Source organism: Magnetospirillum gryphiswaldense MSR-1 v2, from assembly GCF_000513295.1.
Classification (GTDB): domain Bacteria; phylum Pseudomonadota; class Alphaproteobacteria; order Rhodospirillales; family Magnetospirillaceae; genus Magnetospirillum; species Magnetospirillum gryphiswaldense.
The window spans coordinates 2425174-2441595 of sequence record NC_023065.1; the positions used below are offsets into that span (position 1 = coordinate 2425174).

The 16422-nt window shown below is 61.9% G+C and carries 23 protein-coding genes; 15 read left to right on the plus strand and 8 right to left on the minus strand.

The annotated features are described in order from the left end of the window. Positions 1 to 136: 136 nt before the first annotated feature. Positions 137 to 1024 (minus strand): methyl-accepting chemotaxis protein, encoded by an 888-nt coding sequence (locus tag MGMSRV2_RS11350; protein WP_024080507.1) that lies wholly within the window; start codon positions 1022 to 1024, stop codon positions 137 to 139. A gap of 103 nt (positions 1025 to 1127) precedes the next feature. On the opposite strand from MGMSRV2_RS11350, the gene MGMSRV2_RS11355 reads away from it, so the two are divergent. Continuing rightward, positions 1128 to 2089 (plus strand): IS630 family transposase gene (locus MGMSRV2_RS11355; RefSeq protein WP_144084247.1). Its coding sequence is split into 2 segments (ribosomal slippage): positions 1128 to 1476 and positions 1476 to 2089, totalling 963 coding nucleotides; the frame shifts between segments, so codons are not numbered across the junction. Between the two features lie 99 nt (positions 2090 to 2188). Here the strand turns inward: MGMSRV2_RS11355 and MGMSRV2_RS11360 are convergent. The 3 genes from MGMSRV2_RS11360 to MGMSRV2_RS11370 all read right to left on the minus strand — a co-directional run bounded on the left by MGMSRV2_RS11360 (position 2189) and on the right by MGMSRV2_RS11370 (position 4606). Beyond that, positions 2189 to 3361, minus strand: coding sequence for an ATP-binding protein (locus MGMSRV2_RS11360; RefSeq protein WP_024080508.1), 1173 nt, complete (start codon positions 3359 to 3361; stop codon positions 2189 to 2191). Between the two features lie 219 nt (positions 3362 to 3580). Beyond that, positions 3581 to 3922, minus strand: coding sequence for an MbcA/ParS/Xre antitoxin family protein (locus MGMSRV2_RS11365; protein WP_234016303.1), 342 nt, complete (start codon positions 3920 to 3922; stop codon positions 3581 to 3583). 15 nt (positions 3923 to 3937) lie between these two features. After that, the gene (locus tag MGMSRV2_RS11370; protein ID WP_024080510.1) at positions 3938 to 4606 is read right to left on the minus strand and encodes an XRE family transcriptional regulator; all 669 of its coding nucleotides are present in this window, start codon (positions 4604 to 4606) and stop codon (positions 3938 to 3940) included. 105 nt (positions 4607 to 4711) lie between these two features. Here MGMSRV2_RS11370 and MGMSRV2_RS11375 point away from each other — a divergent pair, with 105 nt between their 5' ends. From MGMSRV2_RS11375 to MGMSRV2_RS11385, 3 genes are all read left to right on the plus strand, one after another. After that, positions 4712 to 5401 (plus strand): hypothetical protein, encoded by a 690-nt coding sequence (locus MGMSRV2_RS11375; RefSeq protein ID WP_041633579.1) that lies wholly within the window; start codon positions 4712 to 4714, stop codon positions 5399 to 5401. 221 nt (positions 5402 to 5622) lie between these two features. Next, positions 5623 to 5883, plus strand: a complete 261-nt coding sequence (locus MGMSRV2_RS22305) for a helix-turn-helix transcriptional regulator (RefSeq protein WP_339325554.1) — start codon at positions 5623 to 5625, stop codon at positions 5881 to 5883. Continuing rightward, complete coding sequence (locus MGMSRV2_RS11385; RefSeq protein ID WP_024080512.1) at positions 5798 to 6106, plus strand: hypothetical protein; 309 nt, start codon at positions 5798 to 5800, stop codon at positions 6104 to 6106. Before MGMSRV2_RS22305 ends, MGMSRV2_RS11385 begins: the two co-directional genes overlap by 86 nt. Before the next feature lie 280 nt (positions 6107 to 6386). On the opposite strand, the gene MGMSRV2_RS21905 is transcribed toward MGMSRV2_RS11385, so the two are convergent. Then, entirely contained in the window at positions 6387 to 6728 is a 342-nt protein-coding gene (locus MGMSRV2_RS21905) for a hypothetical protein (RefSeq protein WP_162472132.1), read from the minus strand. On the opposite strand from MGMSRV2_RS21905, the gene MGMSRV2_RS21910 reads away from it, so the two are divergent. Genes MGMSRV2_RS21910 through MGMSRV2_RS11400 form a run of 4 tightly spaced genes read left to right on the plus strand, consistent with a single transcriptional unit; the run spans position 6717 to position 8119 of the window. After that, entirely contained in the window at positions 6717 to 6971 is a 255-nt protein-coding gene (locus MGMSRV2_RS21910) for a hypothetical protein (RefSeq protein ID WP_024080514.1), read from the plus strand. The two genes, MGMSRV2_RS21905 and MGMSRV2_RS21910, sit on opposite strands and share 12 nt — an antisense overlap. An 11-nt stretch (positions 6972 to 6982) precedes the next feature. Beyond that, the gene (locus tag MGMSRV2_RS11395) at positions 6983 to 7393 is read left to right on the plus strand and encodes a hypothetical protein (protein ID WP_024080515.1); all 411 of its coding nucleotides are present in this window, start codon (positions 6983 to 6985) and stop codon (positions 7391 to 7393) included. A 4-nt stretch (positions 7394 to 7397) separates the two neighbouring features. Further along, a complete protein-coding gene (locus tag MGMSRV2_RS21075) occupies positions 7398 to 7625 on the plus strand; it encodes a hypothetical protein (RefSeq protein WP_024080516.1) in 228 nt (75 codons plus the stop codon). After that, positions 7595 to 8119, plus strand: coding sequence for a DUF1833 domain-containing protein (locus MGMSRV2_RS11400; RefSeq protein ID WP_024080517.1), 525 nt, complete (start codon positions 7595 to 7597; stop codon positions 8117 to 8119). The genes MGMSRV2_RS21075 and MGMSRV2_RS11400 overlap by 31 nt, the downstream gene beginning before the upstream one ends. Positions 8120 to 8125: 6 nt before the next feature. On the opposite strand, the gene MGMSRV2_RS11405 is transcribed toward MGMSRV2_RS11400, so the two are convergent. Together MGMSRV2_RS11405 and MGMSRV2_RS11410 are read right to left on the minus strand one after the other, a co-directional pair. Then, positions 8126 to 8539 carry a type II toxin-antitoxin system VapC family toxin gene (locus MGMSRV2_RS11405; protein WP_024080518.1) on the minus strand — a complete coding sequence of 138 codons (414 nt, stop codon included), beginning with the start codon at positions 8537 to 8539 and terminating at the stop codon, positions 8126 to 8128. Further along, entirely contained in the window at positions 8536 to 8784 is a 249-nt protein-coding gene (locus MGMSRV2_RS11410) for a type II toxin-antitoxin system Phd/YefM family antitoxin (protein WP_024080519.1), read from the minus strand. The genes MGMSRV2_RS11405 and MGMSRV2_RS11410 overlap by 4 nt, the downstream gene beginning before the upstream one ends. Before the next feature lie 41 nt (positions 8785 to 8825). Between MGMSRV2_RS11410 and MGMSRV2_RS11415 the strand changes: the two genes are divergently transcribed. From MGMSRV2_RS11415 to MGMSRV2_RS11430, 4 genes are all read left to right on the plus strand, one after another. Then, positions 8826 to 9260 carry an NlpC/P60 family protein gene (locus MGMSRV2_RS11415; protein ID WP_024080520.1) on the plus strand — a complete coding sequence of 145 codons (435 nt, stop codon included), beginning with the start codon at positions 8826 to 8828 and terminating at the stop codon, positions 9258 to 9260. Next, entirely contained in the window at positions 9260 to 11560 is a 2301-nt protein-coding gene (locus tag MGMSRV2_RS11420) for a host specificity factor TipJ family phage tail protein (RefSeq protein ID WP_024080521.1), read from the plus strand. Before MGMSRV2_RS11415 ends, MGMSRV2_RS11420 begins: the two co-directional genes overlap by 1 nt. Before the next feature lie 63 nt (positions 11561 to 11623). Further along, complete coding sequence (locus MGMSRV2_RS11425) at positions 11624 to 12061, plus strand: protein P5 (RefSeq protein ID WP_024080522.1); 438 nt, start codon at positions 11624 to 11626, stop codon at positions 12059 to 12061. A 2-nt stretch (positions 12062 to 12063) separates the two neighbouring features. Beyond that, positions 12064 to 12663 carry a hypothetical protein gene (locus MGMSRV2_RS11430; protein ID WP_024080523.1) on the plus strand — a complete coding sequence of 200 codons (600 nt, stop codon included), beginning with the start codon at positions 12064 to 12066 and terminating at the stop codon, positions 12661 to 12663. A 210-nt stretch (positions 12664 to 12873) separates the two neighbouring features. On the opposite strand, the gene MGMSRV2_RS11435 is transcribed toward MGMSRV2_RS11430, so the two are convergent. Next, on the minus strand, positions 12874 to 13194 hold the full coding sequence (locus MGMSRV2_RS11435; protein WP_041633580.1) for a plasmid partitioning protein RepB C-terminal domain-containing protein: 321 nt from the start codon (positions 13192 to 13194) through the stop codon (positions 12874 to 12876). On the opposite strand from MGMSRV2_RS11435, the gene MGMSRV2_RS11440 reads away from it, so the two are divergent. The 3 genes from MGMSRV2_RS11440 (at position 13193) to MGMSRV2_RS11450 (ending at position 16277) form a co-directional block, all read left to right on the plus strand. After that, complete coding sequence (locus MGMSRV2_RS11440; protein ID WP_052588953.1) at positions 13193 to 13684, plus strand: response regulator; 492 nt, start codon at positions 13193 to 13195, stop codon at positions 13682 to 13684. The two genes, MGMSRV2_RS11435 and MGMSRV2_RS11440, sit on opposite strands and share 2 nt — an antisense overlap. A gap of 261 nt (positions 13685 to 13945) precedes the next feature. Continuing rightward, positions 13946 to 15097: a HEAT repeat domain-containing protein gene (locus MGMSRV2_RS11445; protein WP_084028062.1), complete on the plus strand. Its 1152-nt coding sequence runs from the start codon at positions 13946 to 13948 to the stop codon at positions 15095 to 15097. Between the two features lie 226 nt (positions 15098 to 15323). Beyond that, the gene (locus tag MGMSRV2_RS11450; protein ID WP_024080527.1) at positions 15324 to 16277 is read left to right on the plus strand and encodes a hypothetical protein; all 954 of its coding nucleotides are present in this window, start codon (positions 15324 to 15326) and stop codon (positions 16275 to 16277) included. Positions 16278 to 16422 lie beyond the last annotated feature (145 nt).

Here is a 16422-nt window from a genome sequence, read left to right on the forward strand (position 1 = left end):
CTTTTTGTTTTCTCGACGCTGCCTTATTGACATCGCATTGGGGAAAGAGGGTTTTCCCATGCACCGTCACTGGATCGCCGCCTATCTGACGGGCGGACGTTCCCCCATGCGAGTGGCCGAAGCCCGCCGTTCGGCATCAGAACATGGTGACGTCGTCATCCGCCCCCGCCTTGGGGGCGATGGCCAGGGTGCTGGGAGACAACGTCAGCACGCCGCCCTGGTGAAACGCATCCAAGGCCTGGGCGACCCGGTCGATCCGCTGATGGGTGCGATCCTCGAACTGCATGTCGGTGACGATGGCCGACACCGCCTGTTCGATGGCTTGGGCGTTTTCCATGCTGGCTTGGGCCGCGGCGGTCAATCTGTGGTCGCGCTCCTTCAGCATGACCAAGGTCTGCTCCACCTCTTCCTTGGCTTCGATCTGCCGGGTCATATCCATGGACGCGACTTCGGCCAAGGTGGCGTGGCCATTCTTCAAGGCCTCGCTGATGGTATGGATTTCCTGTTTGATACTGGCGGCCAGGTCCGAAGTGGCCCGTGACAGGTCGCGCACCTCACCGGCGACAACACCGAATGATCGCCCGGCCTCCCCCGCCCGCTCCGCCTCGATGCGGGCATTGAGGGCCAGCAGGTTGGTCTTGGCGGTGATACGGTCGATGCCTTCCACCGAATGACGCAACCGCGACAGATCCTCCAAGACGGCGTCGATGGCCCGAACCATGCTGACTGCTTGCTTGGACATGTGCAGCACCTCGCGGACGAATTCCCCCAAGGTGCCGCCCAGATGGCTGATGACGGCGGAAAATTCGGTGCCGCCGGCTTGCGAATCGACGATGCCGGCAATATCCAGAACCTCGCGCACGCAAGCGGTCTGGCCCTGGGTCGAGCGGGCGAGATCGAAGAAGCGGGTCGTCAGGTCCGTGCTGCTGCTGCCGATCAGTTGCGCCAATTGGCGCAGTTCTTCCGCCGCCGCCGCCGCGGCAAGACGATTGCCGTCATCCTCTCCCTGACCCGAATGAGCCATGGGTCTAGAGCGGTTTCACGCCGAGCGGAATCGGTAGAGGATTCCCCCTGAGGTCATTTTGTGATTCAACATCTTCGGTAACAACGCTCCCGAGGATGATGCGATGACGTGGCGCTCAGGGCAGTCCTATTCTCAGGACTTGCGCGATAGAGTTTTGGCGGCTGTGGACAGCGGCATGAGCGCCTACGAGGTGGCGCCGCTGTTCCGGGTGAGCGTTTCGTACATCTACAAGGCCCAAGGCCGCCGCCGGGCCACCGGCGAGACGACGGTGAAGCCACGGCCTGGGCGGCCAGGACAGAAGCTGGCGGCTCACCTTGAGGCGTTGCAGGCGCAGATCAAGGTCGAGCCCGATGCCACGCTGGCTGAGTTGCGCGCCTGGGTTCTGGCCGAATTGGGCGTGTCGATCAGCGTCGGCGGCCTGTGGAACACGCTTGAGCGGCTCGACCTCAGTCTGAAAAAAAGAGTGCGCATGCTGCCGAGCAGGAACGTCCCGACGTAGCCGAAGGACGCATCGCCTGGCGAGCCGAGCAGCCGGCGCTGGACCCAACCCGCTTGGTCTTCCTTGATGAAACCGGGGCATCGACCAACATGACCCGGCGCTACGGACGGGCGCCGCGCGGTCAGCGGCTGCTGGCTGCGGTGCCGCACGGTCATTGGAAAATGACCACCTTCGTCGGGGCGCTCCGGCATGACGGAATCTCCGCCCCCTTCGTCATCGACAAGGCGATGAATGGCGCGATCTTCCTGGCCTATGTCGAGCAGGTCCTGGCTCCGACCTTGCGGCCCGGCGACATCGTCGTAATGGACAATCTGCCCGCCCACAAGGTGGCAGGGGTCAAGCAACTCATCGAAGCCCGAGGGGCCACCCTGCGGTATCTGCCGCCCTACTCCCCAGACCTCAATCCCATCGAGCTCGCCTTCGCCAAGCTCAAGAGCCTGCTGCGAAAGGCGCAAGCCCGCACCATCAACACCTTATGGGACGTGATCGGAAAACTCATCGACCTGTTTCCGCCCGAGGAATGCGCCAATTTCTTCGCCCACGACGGATATGGACGCTCGATGTGAAAATGCTCTAGCCGCCGATCGGGGCGGCTTTTTTGCGTTTGGACAATCGCCATGGACTCACCATGGACTCATCAGGAATCGAAATCCTGCGCAGGAGGGTCATGGCCTCGGCCCCAGCAAGGCCATCATCTCGGTGAGCCCAATGGCCTCCAGGCCATCCTTCAGAGGATATCGCTCGGTGCCGGGATAGACCACGAAACGGGCATCGGGCTTGATGTCGTCGCAGGCCAGCCAGAATCCCTTCGATGGCTGCGGTGATAGGCTGCGCTTGATCTCGATGGCCCATAGCCGGCCAGGTCCGGTGGACAGGATCAGATCCACCTCGGCGCCCGCCGACGTCCGGTAGAATCCGGCCTGGGCATTGTCTGGTGCCGCCACCAGCAGGTTCTCGATGACATAGCCTTCCCAACTGCTTCCGGCGACCGGGTGCCCGAGAAGGTCTTCCATTGTTTCCAGCCCAAGCAGGGTATGCACGATGCCGCTGTCGCGGACGAAAATGCGAGGCGACTTGACCATGCGCTTGCCGGTATTGGACATCCACGGCGTCAACCGCCGCACAAGTAGCAGGTCGACCAACAGGTCAAGATAGCGGGCGACGGTGACGCCGGCAACACCTAGGCCCTGGCCGATGCGGGCGGCGTTGAGCAGCCCCCCTTGTTCGTGGGCGAGCATGGTCCAGAATCGGCGAAGGGTTTCCGCCGGCACCCGTGGCCCCAACTGAGGGATGTCGCGTTCCAGATAGGTGCGGATGAAGGCCTGCCGCCACTCGGCGCTGTCGCGGTCATCAGGTGCCAGGAAGCTGTCCGGGAAGCCGCCGCGCAGCCAGTGGCGATCCATATCGCCGATGCCCTTTACCACTTCCTGGGCGTCGAACGGGGTCAACTCGAACATGGCGATGCGCCCGGCCAGCGTCTCCGATGATTGCTTCAGGAGTTCGATCGAGGCAGATCCGAGCAAGAGGAAGCGGTCAGACCGACGGCCTCGCCGCCGACCGGCGTCGATCAATCCGCGCAGGACTTTGAACAAATCAGGCGCGCGCTGGACTTCGTCGAGAATGACCAGCTTGTCTTCGTGGGCGGCCAGGTACAGTTCGGGTTCCGCCAGCTTGGCCAGATCGGAAGGTGACTCGAGATCGAGATAGATGGATTGGCGGCTCTCGCCGATTTCCAGCGCAAGCGTTGTCTTGCCACTCTGGCGAGGTCCGAGCAATGCTACCGCCGGATGGCGCTGGAGCAGGTTCTCGATGGCGGGACGGTGACGGCGCTCAATCATCCTTGCAATTATGATATCTGATGTCAGATTTGCAAGGATAAAGCGAGACCTTGGTGCCAGCCAAGGAGATGAGCGACGTGGACGATTGGGATGCGCCGGATGGCATTGATCTGTGGATTACGCCAGAGTGATAGCAAAAATTTTCAAGTCATGAGGGAGGGTGCATTTCATGGCTGATAGCCCCCTTTTCCAGCAACTGTTCTTTGTGATTTCCGCTGCCTAATCTCTGAAAATCCGTTCCTCATGGATCCGCCGTAACGCCTCTTCGATATGATCAGCAACGGCAGGATTCACGGCTAATTGCATGACGGATTTGCCCCCAAATTCTTCTTGCGGCTCCGTCAGCCAAATGCAGGCCTTCTCTTCATCGCCGAATACATGGTTTGCCAATAAGGTTAAGCGATGGGCTCGACCGACACCGATTCCGGTCAATACCTGTTGTGGTGGCTCGGGCGCTACAGCCTTGACGAATTCCTGTGGCGCATCTCCTACAAGGATGTAGCGGATCTTGGCAACGATCTCCGCAAGTTTCGCTTCTCGGTCGGCTTCGCTATCCGCCATGACCATCATCGCCCATCAGATCTCTCGAGCAAACCAGCGAATCCGCCCAATGATGTTCACTTCATCCGCCGTCCGTTCGTAGGGTGTGTAGAAGGTGTTGTCCGATATCACGCGAACCTTCGGAGGGTCGTGGTTTGGGATGTGTTCCAGCCGCTTGGCAACTAGTCCTATTCCATCAAACAATACAAAGATTCCTGGAGGGGTTGGCAAGCGCTTCGATAGATCTACCAGCACCACGTCACCGGAATGCAGTGTCGGCATCATGCTGTCGCCCTCGACGTGCATGATCCGAAGGTTGTTAGGGTCGGCTTTCAGGTCGTGGAGAATCCAGGATCGCTGAAAGTGGTAGGGTTCTCCATTCTCGACCTCGTCAGAAACGAGATTCCCGCCGCCCATCGATGCACTGACTTGGACGGAAGAAATGCTGACGAACACCCCCATGGGGTCTTCCATGATGGGGGACTCGCCATCGACACCACCAATGCCATGGAGCAGCCAGTTCCGTTCGACATTGAGCGCCTCGGAGATCAGGTCGAGTTTCTCCAGACTCGGGTTTTCCGATCTTCCGCGCATGATGTCGTAGACGAACGACCTGTTGACACCCGCAAGTTCGGCGACGCGGCCGGCTGTCATGCCGAGTTGCCGGGATCGCGCTCTAAGCCTATCGGCCATGGTGTATCGCATAAAGTTATCCCATGCCTGTGGATAGCGTGGATTAAAAAGGATTGATTTGTCGCGGTCAAGAGAATAAAGTAAAGGAGGAACGTTGGCTTGCGTGGGTGGTCGCCGATGGTCGGGATCGAAAAAGACTATTATGCCTTGGAGGAGGTCGAAGAACGCTGGGCTGTGCCCCAGCGCGATCTCGCCTATCTGGCTGAAAATGGCTTGTTGAAGGTCTCTGTTCGGCTCTACGGCGTTCGGGTCGAACTGGGATCATACGAACACACTGATGATGGTCAGTGCTTTAGCATTCCTGAAGAGTATGTATGGTTTCAGGGGCTGCGGGATTTACGCCCGCACGATGTCTACAAACTGTTCCATGAAGGTGAAGTTCATGTGCAGCACTTCGATGCGCCGCCCGAGCAGTATTGCGACGTTCTCCATCCAGAAGACGGCATTGTGATCAAGAAGGAAGAACTTGTAATTCGCAGGGAAGAGAGGGATCGAGCCGAATCGAAGCATGGTCTTGGAGGAACGCCACGGTCGACCGAGAGTGTGTTTTCCCATCGCAATGACTTCAGCGAGGTGACCCTGGGGGATCGGACCTACACCCTCTGTACTATCCAGGCAAAGGTGGTGCGGATCCTCCATGACGCCGCCACCACCGCATCCCCCTGGCGTTATGGAAAGTTGGTCTTGGCGGAGGCTGGCTCGTCCTGTACGCGGATGGCGGATCTGTTCAAGACACAGCCGGAATGGCGCAAGTTGATTCAATCGGACCAGCGCGGCAAATACCGCATTAACATCAAGTTTTCCTAGGTCCCCCCTGCGAAAGCCCGGCTTGCCGGGCTTTTTGCATGTCTGGAACGGTCTTCGTCCCCCAGCCATCCCCCAGATCATCCCCTTAAGCTCCCCTGATTCATCCTAATTCGTCCCCTGATGGTCCATCGGCGGTCCCGACGACGGATTTCTGATCGGACGTCATCCTTCTCCTCGGTTTTCGAATGAAACCGAAGGAGAACTAGATGGCAGTCAGGCATATGAACCAGATCGAGCTTGCCGCTCGCTGGAACATTTCGCACCGCACCCTTGAGAGGTGGCGGTGGACGGGCGAAGGCCCGAAATTCCTCAAGATGGGCGGCCGGGTGGTGTACCGGCTGGAAGATATCGAAGCGTTCGAGGTGGAGCGGTCGCGCGACAGCACGACGGTGCGCGATGATCGCCGCCGAGACTCCGATCCGCACGCTGGTGCTGGACGAGCGGGGCTTCCTCGCCTGGATCGACCGGGCCGCGCCCGGTGAGCGCGTCGCCTATCACGAAGGCCATCTCGTCTGTGACCGTGCCCCCCGGATTTCGCCGTTCGCGGAACCGGCGCGGTGCGAGTTGGACCGGGTCGCCGGTCTGGCCATGACCCTGGCCGATAACGGCCACCTGCTGCTGGCCCAGGGCCGCGTCGCCGAGGACCGGGTGGCCTATTTCGCCATCATGGCCACCCGGCGGACGGTGAAGGGAGGCCGGCAATGACCATCCCCAATCGTCCCCGTCTGGCCGATCTCGTCACCATGCCGGTCGGCGCGGTGACCGCTCTGCCCGCCGAAACCCTGGCGCTGCTCCAGGAGGAAGCCGACGAAGCCCTGCGTGCCGCCAAGACTGTCAAGGATTGGCTGGATGGTACGCTGGCGCTGAAATACGGCTCCCTGGCCGATCAGGACCGCGCCGTCGCCGGCAAGGACACTGGCACCGTCCGCTTCGCCGACGGACCGGTCACCATCGTCGCCGATCTGCCGAAGCGGGTGGAGTGGGATCAGTCCCGTCTTGCAGCCCTGGTGGAGCGTATCGCGGCAAATGCCCAGGCAGCCAGATCGTCGGAAACCCATGCCGCCGCCAGTGCTTCAGCCCCGTCCGGCAATGCCGCTGCGGCCAATGCCAGCGCGGTCGCGGCGCAGGCATCCCGGCAAGCCTCGGAAAACGCTGCCGCCCAGGCGGAACAGGCCCGGACAGCCACGGTGGCGGCGAAAGCCGTCACCACGCAGGCAGCGATCGATGCGGCAGCCTCGGCATCGGCGGCCAATGCCTCGCTAGCGCGACCGGCGCCAGCGAAGCCGCCTCCCGCTCGAGTGCGGAAGCGGCGAATTTGTCCGAGCAACGGGCGGCGGCAGCCTCGGCTTTGGCCGTGGCCGCCGAGGCCAGTGCCACCGCGTCGGCAATTGTTGCGGCTCAGGCCGAAAACGATGGCGCCTTCTGGGCCGGACAGGCCGAGAGCTTCGCCGCGGCGGCGGAAGCGGCGGCCACCATCGTTGCCGATGCCACCGGGCTCGATCTGCAAACCTTGATCGTCTCCGCCCGCAGGGGCTCGGACTACCGGACGCTCGGCATCGAGTTGTTCTGAAGGGAAGGCCCATGACCACCCTTGCCCATTACCTGACGCTCAAATCCGCCCAGGACAACGCCTTCGCCACCATCTCGGCCAAGCTCGACGATCCCAATCTGCGGATGGACGATTTCGCCCTGATGGTGAAGGCCATCGAGCTGATCGAGACCGTCCAGGACACCGATTCCTACGACGCCCTGCTGCGCAAGGTGGCGACCAAGGCCGCCGGGCTCTACGCCCCGGACTTAAGCGGCGAGGACATCCTCATGCTCACCCGGGCTTCCAGGCTGGGCGACATCCCTCATGGCGGGGAAGAGCGGTGGATGCTGCTCAATCGCGACGAACGGAACATGGATGTCACCGGGGCCGTGATGGTCGGCGAGCGCAGCCTGGAATCCTTCGGCGATTGCGGCCTCGAAACCTTCTACGCGGAGACCTGATCCCATGCCCCTGACCATCCCCCCGATCCCCAACGCTGCTCCCTTCGTGGCGTTCTCCGACAATGTCGGCATCTTCAGCAATTCCAAGGCCCGCGAAATCCCGGCCCGGCTCAATGCCATCGCCCAGGCCCCGAAGGATCACGTCAACACGCTGTGGCTGCCCGTTCCCGTCACCCATGTGCGTGCCCGGCAAGGACAACCATGCCTGATCCGGCGTTGTCGCAGGCGCTGAAGGAGGCGTTTGCATCGGCCCCGGCCGGAACGGTGATTCTCGATACGTTGGAGATCTGGCATCCAACCTTTGACGAGCCGATCCGGGTGGTCCGTGACCATGCCGATCTCACCGCCCGGCTGGAGGCCGGTGCGCCCCGCGATGGCGGTAAGCGGGTGACCTTCGCCGCGCTGGCTTTTGAGTTCTCGCCACCGCCGGTGGATACCGCTCCAGTCCCGGAAATCACCGTCACCCTCGACAATGTCGGCAGCGACATCACCGACGCCCTGGAAGGGGCCGCCGTCAGCCAGCAGGTGATTGAGATCACCTGGCGGCCCTATCTCTCCACCGACCTCAACGGCCCCCATATGGACCCGCCCATCACCATGACCCTGACCGATGTCGAGGCCGACACCATGAGGGTAACGGGGCGTGCCCGCATGCTGGACGCGGGCAACAAGTCCTTCCCATCCATCACCTACACCGCCCGGCGCTTTCCCGGTCTGGCGCGGTGATGACGGCTATGCCTCCCAGGGATTGAGGATATCGACGCCGGCCGCCGCGAAGTCGGCGACGTTGCGGGTTACCACGGTGAGCCGGTGCTTCAGGGCGGTGGCGGCGATCAGGCTGTCGATGGCTGGCAGCGGTTGTTTGATCCGTGCGGTCAGGCGGCCCCATTCGTCGGCGACAGCGGCATCGACCGGCAGCACGCGGCTCTCGAACCAGTCGGGTAACTCGATCTCCAGCCAGGCGATGATCCGGCCGCGCCGCCGCCCATCCGCCAGTTTCTCGGCACCCCGGCGGATTTCACCCAGGGTCAGGGCGCTGATGAATAGTGCCTCCTGCGGCACCGTCTCGAACCACTCCGCCACCTGTGGCGCCGGGACGGGCCGGATCAGCTCCGACAGGGCGCAGGTATCGACCAGATAGCTCACAACTCGATGTTCCGCGACGGCGAGCGGTCGCGCTCGATATCGAGGTCCACGCCGGACAGCGGCGACGACCGCAGGAATTCCACCAGCGACGGCTTGCGCCCCTTCAGCCGTTCGTACTCGTCCTGGGACATCACCACCGCCGTGGTGCGGCCGCGAACGGTGATCGCCTGCGGGCCTTCGGCTGCGGCGCTGCGCAGCAGCTCGCTGAACCGGGCCTTGGCGTCCTGAACCTGCCACGCGTGCATGGGCGTCTCCTGACCATTCTGACCAGATGAGGATAGCAACAATGACCCGCGAATGCCAGTCGCCGGTTGGTGGCCCCCATTGGGCCATCGCCTTGATCGGCCTGCCGTGGTCCGTCCACGGCAGCGGGCCGGACCTGTTCAATTGCTGGGAATTCGTCCGCATGGTCCAAGCCGAGCATTTCGGCCGCCTGCTACCCGAGATCGGCAATCCCGAAGACATGCTGGTCATGGGCCGGACCTTCCGCGACCACCCCGAGCGGCAACGCTGGGCCAAGGTTGATCCGCCTGTGGAAGGCGATTGCGTGCTGTTGCGCCGGTCCCGCCATCCCATCCATGTGGGAATCTGGCTCGACGCGGATGGCGGCGGCGTCCTGCATTGCGCCGAGGGCGCCGGGGTGGTGTTCCAGCGTTCGGACGCGCTCAAGCTCAACGGCTGGGCCATCGAAGGATTCTACCGGTTCATTGGCGGCCAGTGATGACCGCCTCCATCGTCATCGTCACCAATCCGTTCGAGCCGGTGGCCAGCCGCTCGGTTCATGCGGTGGAATCCGGGATCACGCTGGGCGGCCTGTTGCAGGCTTGCGGCATCGCCGAGGATTGCTGGTCCGACGGGCCGGAAATCCTGATCGGCGGCATGACGGTGCCGGTCGGCATTTATGCCGTCCGGGCCATCGTGGACGGCGAGGTCGTCACCGTCATTCGCTGGCCCCAGGGCGGCGGGGGTGGTGGCGGGGGCGGCAAGAACCCCATGCGGATCGTACTCACCATCGCGGTGATGGTGGCCGCCATCTATCTGGGCCCCATGGCGGCGGTGGCCATGGGCTACACCGCCGCCGGCAGCGCCGCCGCCATGGCCACCGCCGGAATCGCCCTGGCCGGTTCGATGCTGATCAATACGGTGATCCCGGCCCCCAAGCCGTCCATGCCGTCGCTCAACTGGGGCGGCAGCGGCAGCGCCCCGGCCCCCAGCCCGACCTATTCGATCCAGGCTCAGGGCAATCAGGGGCGCTTGGGCCAGCCGATCCCGGTGATCTATGGCCGCCATCTGATCTATCCCGATCTGGCCTCGGAGCCTTACCAGGATTACGTCGGCGGCGAGCAGTACCTCTACCAGCTTCACGTCATCGGCCAGGGCGAGTATGCGGTCGAGCAGATCCGTATTGAGGACACCCCGATTTCCTCCTTCGAGGAGGTCCAGACCGAAACCGTTCCTCCCGGCAGCCGGGTCACCCTGTTCGAGCCGGATGTGGTCACCGCCGCCGAGGTGGCGGGCCAGGAACTGGTGGCGCCCAATCTGGTGCAATCGGGCGACGACGGATATATCGGCCCGTTTACCGCCAACCCGGTCGATACCACGGCGGGGGCGCTGGGCATCGACGTGGTGATGCCGCGTGGCCTCTATTACGCCAATGACGGCGGCAGTCTCGATAGCCGTACCGTCCAGTGGCAGGTCGAAGCACGGGCCATCGATGCCGAGGGCGGAGCCATCGGCGGCTGGGCGGTTCTGGCGCAGCCGTCGCATACCGCCGCCACCAACAGCACCATCCGTCTGTCCTTCCGCTATTCGGTCAGTCCGGGCCGTTACGAGGTCCGCCTCAAGCGTCTCGACACCAAGGACACCGCCGAACGTACCGGTCATGAAATCCGCTGGGGCGCTCTGCGCGCCTATTTGACCGGCCAGCCCGATTTCGGCGCCGTCACCTTGCTGGCGGTCAAGATGCGGGCCACCGACAATCTGAGCCAGCGCTCCAGCCGCATGATCAACGTCATCGCCACCCGCAAGCTGCCTGTGTGGTCGGCGACCGGTGGCTGGTCGGCGCCGCAGCCGACCCGTTCCATCGCCTGGGCCTTCGCCGATGCCTGCAAGGCGGAGTATGGCGCCAAGCTGGCCGACAGCCGCATCGACCTCAAGACGCTGGTCACCCTGGATGCCGTTTGGGCTGCCCGTGGCGATTCCTTCGACGCGGTGTTCGACACCAGCATGACAGTGTGGGAGGCCCTGACCCGTATCGCTCGCTGCGGCAGGGCCGTGCCCATCCAGCAGGGCGGTATCGTCCGCATCATCCGCGACGCGCCGCAGACCATGCCGGTGGCGATGTTCGGGCCGCGCAACATCGTCAGGGGCTCGTTCAAGATCAAATACGTCATGCCCGGCGACGACACCGCCGACGCCGTGACGGTGGAGTATTTCTCGTCGCGGACCTGGAAGCCCGACGAGACCACGGCGAAGCTGCCCGACAGCCAGGGCGACAATCCCGCCAAGGTCAATCTGTTCGGCTGCACCGCCAAGGACCATGCCCAGCGGGAAGGTCTCTACATCGCCGCCAACAACCGCTATCGCCGTCGCATGGTCACCTTCCGCACCGAGTTGGAGGGCATGATCCCGACCTATGGCGATCTGGTCGCCATCACCCACGACATGCCCCGCTGGGGCCAGGGCGGTGAGGTGATCGGCCACCAGGGCGACGTTCTGGCCTTGTCCGAGCCGGTGGAATGGACCGAGGGCGCCACCCATTACCTGGCACTGCGCCGCCGCGACGGTGGGCTGGCCGGGCCGTTCCGGGTCGAGGCGGTGGCCGATGCACCCACCATGGTGCGTCTCGCCGAACCGCTGAGCGTCACGCCCTATACCGGCGGCTCCGAGGAGCGGACGTATTTCAGCTTCGGTCCCGGCCAAGCCTGGGCGCAATCCGCCCGCGTGCTGGCCATCCGTCCCCGCGCCGAGCAGGTCGAAATCTCCGCCGTCGCCGAGGATGCGCGGGTGCATGTGAATTAGCCGATTTCATTTCCCGCCCACACAGCCGCCCCACCGGGCGGCATTTTTCGTTGGAGCATTGCCATGACCAAGACCTGCGCCGTGCCGCGCGGCATCCGCCTGAACAATCCTGGCAACATCAAGGAATCCCCCGGCGACAAGACCCAATGGCAGGGCGAGTGCGCCACCGACGACGATCCGGTGTTCGAGGAATTCGTCAGTCCCGAAGCCGGTATCCGGGCGCTGGCCCGCATCCTGCTCGGCTACCAGCGCCGCTATGGCCTGAACACCATCGCCGGCATCATCAATCGCTGGGCACCGGGCTGCGAGAACGACACCGGCTCCTATATCGCCCATGTCGCCTCCCGCCTGGGGGTAACGCCCGATCAGGCCATCGACCTGACCAAGGCCGACACCATGGCCGGACTGGTCGAAGCCATCATCCGCCATGAAAACGGCCAGCAGCCCTACGCCAGAGAGGTGATCCTGGCCGGAATTGGCATGGGGCTGGGGAGCGCCTGATCATGAATCTGCTCGATCTCCTCGGCGATGCTGCCGCCATCGCCGCCAATCCCATCGCTGGGCTGGCCAAGGTAGCGCTGGATGTGGTGCCGGACATCGCCAGCCTGTTCGGTGACGATGCCGAGAAGGCGGTCGGCAAACTGGCCGACACCGTCCGCGCCATCACCGGTACCGACGATCCCGACAAGGCCCGCGAGGCGCTGGCCGACCCTAATCTGGTGTTCCAGCTTCGCTCCCAGGCGCAAGGATTCGCCCATGCCGAACGCATGCAGCAGATGACCTGGGCCATTACCACACTGACGGCCACCCTGGTCGACCGCCAGAACACCCGTGCCAGGGACAGCGAGTTCATCAAAGCAGGCAGGGGCAACACTCGCGCCAATGTCCTGCTAGTCACCGCTGGACTCGGCATCGTCGGCGGCATCGGCTTCATGGTGTTCGGCAACGTCGATGGCAACACCGCCGTTGGTGGCTGCATCATTTCCGTCGTCACCTTGCTGGCGGGAAAGTTCGCCACCGCCTTCGATTTCGAATTCGGTGGATCGGCGGATTCCGAGCAGACCCGCACCTTGTTGGCGCAGGCCCCACCTATCGGCAAGTAGCCCACACTTCCATCCAACTGACGCGGCCGACCGGGGGAGTCCTCTTCCTGGTCGGCCGCGTTTTGCGTTTGTGGCCTGCGATAAGGCAGGTCAGTGGTGGGCTCAGGTCAGGGTCGCTGCCGTCCCCACCGCCGATCTTGATCCGCACCTCGTACGGCGTCTCCATCGGTCCCCGCGATTCAAGGGGCCGGGTCCCCTGATCAACTTGCTTTATCGATCCAGCATTCTTGCGTCGCCGCCGACCGCGTCGATGATGCTGCGCATCTCGAAGGCCAATTCGGGGGGGTGACGATCCAGGAAATCAGAAATCGCCTCGTTGCGAAATAGCTTCGAGACATACCCCCTCGTCACCACCAAAGCCAACATGGTGTCGCCCAGGCTCCCTTCAACCGCCCGGTAATCCCGGTTCAGCCTCTCCATCTCCCGTTCCATCCTTGCGATGTCTTCCGCTGATACCCCATCCAGCTCGATGCCCTTGAGATGACCAATGTTTTTATGACAATATATGTCGAGCGGCTTGGGTCGGCTCATGGGGAAAGCTTTGGATAATCTGGCTAAGTTCGATTCCAACAACGTCTGCATACTAGTCATTGATGATGACGTAACCACCCGGACGCTGCTTAAAAAGCTTCTAGCCGCAATGGGGGCGGCAAGAATTTGGGAGGCAGCAGATGGGATTGAGGGGCTGCAAATTGCCTTTGGAGATCTCACCCCTGATTTAATCTTGTGTGACTTGGGTATGGAGCCTATTGACGGTTTGGCGGTGATTGGGGCAATCAGAGCGACCGGAAAGACGCATCTCTCCAAAGTCCCCTTGGTTGTTTTCACTGGATCTCACGAAAAAGCAATTTTAGATGGAGCATTAAAAGCTGGTGCCACCGGGGTCATTCCCAAACCTCATACTCCAAGAGATTTGGCCAAATACCTTTGTGGGCTTGTGAGTAGGACAAAGCCATCATCGGATGACCTGAAGGAGTTCCGTGACGCGGCTAAACAGGATTCCGATGAACCTAAGCCGTAATAGGGCCACTTGTGAATGATCCTGGGTTTATTCGTCATATCGTCTATCGCTGTCACGGTGGCATTCTACGTCAAAGGGCCGCTTCCTTGGACTTGTGGGAAAACGAAGCGGTGCGCCATGTACAAGCGGCCCATATGTCCCGTTGCCAACGGGAAGTGGAAGGTTCGGAAGTCCAATGACTGCCCGTACTTCACGCAACAGCTGGTTATGGTTCCGGCAGATAAGCCTTGATCCTCACTTTAGGCCGAGTCGGCATTGAGCATGACCAGCCTCTCGCCCATTGGGCATCCATCTTCATTCTTGATGTCGAGAAAGGAGATGGCGCTCCACTTTTGGGTGTTGCCAACAGTTTTGGTCGGCGAACTTCACGCCTTCTCTCTTTTGCAGAAAATTGGCATCATCACCGCCATGTTGCAAAGTCAGCTCCACCTATTTGAACAGCGAGCCCCATCGGCAAAGGCTTCATCGCGGGCCGATGGCCGCGCGCCTGCCGATCTCTGCTCGCTACCGGATCAAGAATTGGTGGCAGGAATCGCCACCGCTGGGATCGCGGAAATCTTCTCCCGGATGACCGAATGTGGGCGGCGTAAGTTGACGGCGGCTGTGCCAGCCCTTGAGGGTATCTGCAAGAGATTCTCCGGCTTTGGCCTCGATACCTTGATCCGCGAGCAAGCCGTGGCACTCGAAACCTTGGTTGAAATCGGCGGCCCAGAGGCGGCGACTGCGGTGGAGCGGATCATTACACGAGATATGGTTCAGGGGCCTGGGTTGGTGCTGGCTGTTGCCGCCGCAGCTCGAACCGGCGTTAACCTGCCTCCCAACGTGACGACGCGGTTGCTGCGCCATGACGAACCCGATATCCGTGCCGATGCCTGTCGCAGCGCACGATTGGATCCTGATGTTGTCGCTATCTTGTTGGATCTTCAAGATGATCTTCACCCCGGCGTTCGCATTGCCGCGGCCTGCGCCCTTGGGCGATTTGGGAAGGTTGATGCCCTAGAGGCGCTGAGCGAAGCGTTAGAATCGGCGCCCAACCACGAAGTAATCGATGCCTTAGCCGACATTGCCGACGACGATGCCGTCGTGCTGCTTGGTCGGGTGGCGCAAGATCGGCCCGACCTGACCGAAGCAGTGTTATCGGCTCTTGACGAGTGTGGCTCAGCGTTGTCCGCAAAGGTGGCCGATCGGGTTCGGAGATTGTCGAGAGCTACAACCGCCATGATTGGCCCACACGATATTGTCGTTGAGATCGATGAAATCCCCTATATCGGCAGATGCGAGTTGAAAGGGGAGACGGTGGTGGTTACCTCCGAGTTTGGCTCCAAGGCGCTGGAGGTTGGCGAATTACCTCCTGACGTCGTGGCCAAGCGCCTGCTGGCTGCACTCGTTCGTGAGGCCGAGGGCCATGTCTGACCTCCGGCCCCGTCCCTCCCGTGTTCTTCAGCGTCGCGCCCGCCGGGCGCGGCTGATCCTGACGGCGATCCTCGTCATTGGGCTCGGCGTGGCCTACTATGTTGGAGCGGTCGTGCTCGGTTAATGTCGTCGTCGTTACTCGAATCGAGACCAGCAGGACTGACGATAGGTCGCACCTTTCCATAGCACGCGGGGGGAGCGCGACAGACAGTGGAGAGATTGCCCCATGTGCGCCGAGTACATACCAGCCAAACCATCAAACAGCCGACGAAGCTGGGAGGATCTCCGCACACTCGAGCGTGACTATTTTCTGCTGGCGGCATTCGGCGGCCCGTCCGAATGGCAGCCCGTCATGGAAAACCTTGGTCTTGACCGGGTAGAGGCTGCTCGCATCGCCAATGCCATGTCTCCCCTAGCCCAGCCACCGAAATCAATTGAGGAGCGCAGTCAGCGAGAGCAGAACGCGTTGACATTCCTGGCCAATCGTCCTTTGGGCTCTGCATTGAAGGAAGCCATTGGGCGGCGTGACGGAAGTCTGGATATGCCCATAGAGGAGCCTGCGGCGCAGTTCCGGGCGAGAGATGGGGCGCCACCTGATGTTCGAACAGGTGTTTTCTATCACCCCACCAATGAGATGCGGCCTCGATACGGACATGAAGACCAGAGTCCGCGCGGTGGCGTCATGGCGACCTTGGAAACAGGACTTAGAGCCGCACAAAATGCCATCTATCACATGTTGCGCGTCCTTTCCGGGATTTCGAAAAGACACCTCCTGCCCCGCTTCAAAGCTATTGGCGGTGCCATTCGGACGGGCGCTGGGGAAACGTTCAGCGCCGTAGCGACCCGCATGGGAATCACGAGGTCGATCCCGCTCACGAGTATGGCTGCCGAGAACAACGACGGCATTACGCCCACTTCAGATCAAGATCTACGGCAAGCATCGGTCGAACGCTGGCGCCAAATGGGAGAAACCATTAAGGCCATGACTGTTGCTTCTGCTCTGCGCGGCTACCCACCCGCTCTCGAATTCATCCGGATCATCGCACCGGACATAGGGCCTTTCGATGATTCGAAGATACGGGTTTCTCCGAGACGCTATCGCCATATCCAAGGCGCACTTAAGCGCGGCGATTCTCTATTCTACAGGGCCTATCGATGGGCTTTTCCGCCCGAAGGCTAGTGATGGAACCAATACGGAAAGTCGCCCCGGTGCCGGGGGCAGATGCCGACTGACTATCGTTTGCGCAAGACGTGCCTGCGGAGACGGCATAGGTCATCCATTGGCAGAAGTTGCGAATCTCGCTCGCGAGCATGTGAAGAAAGCC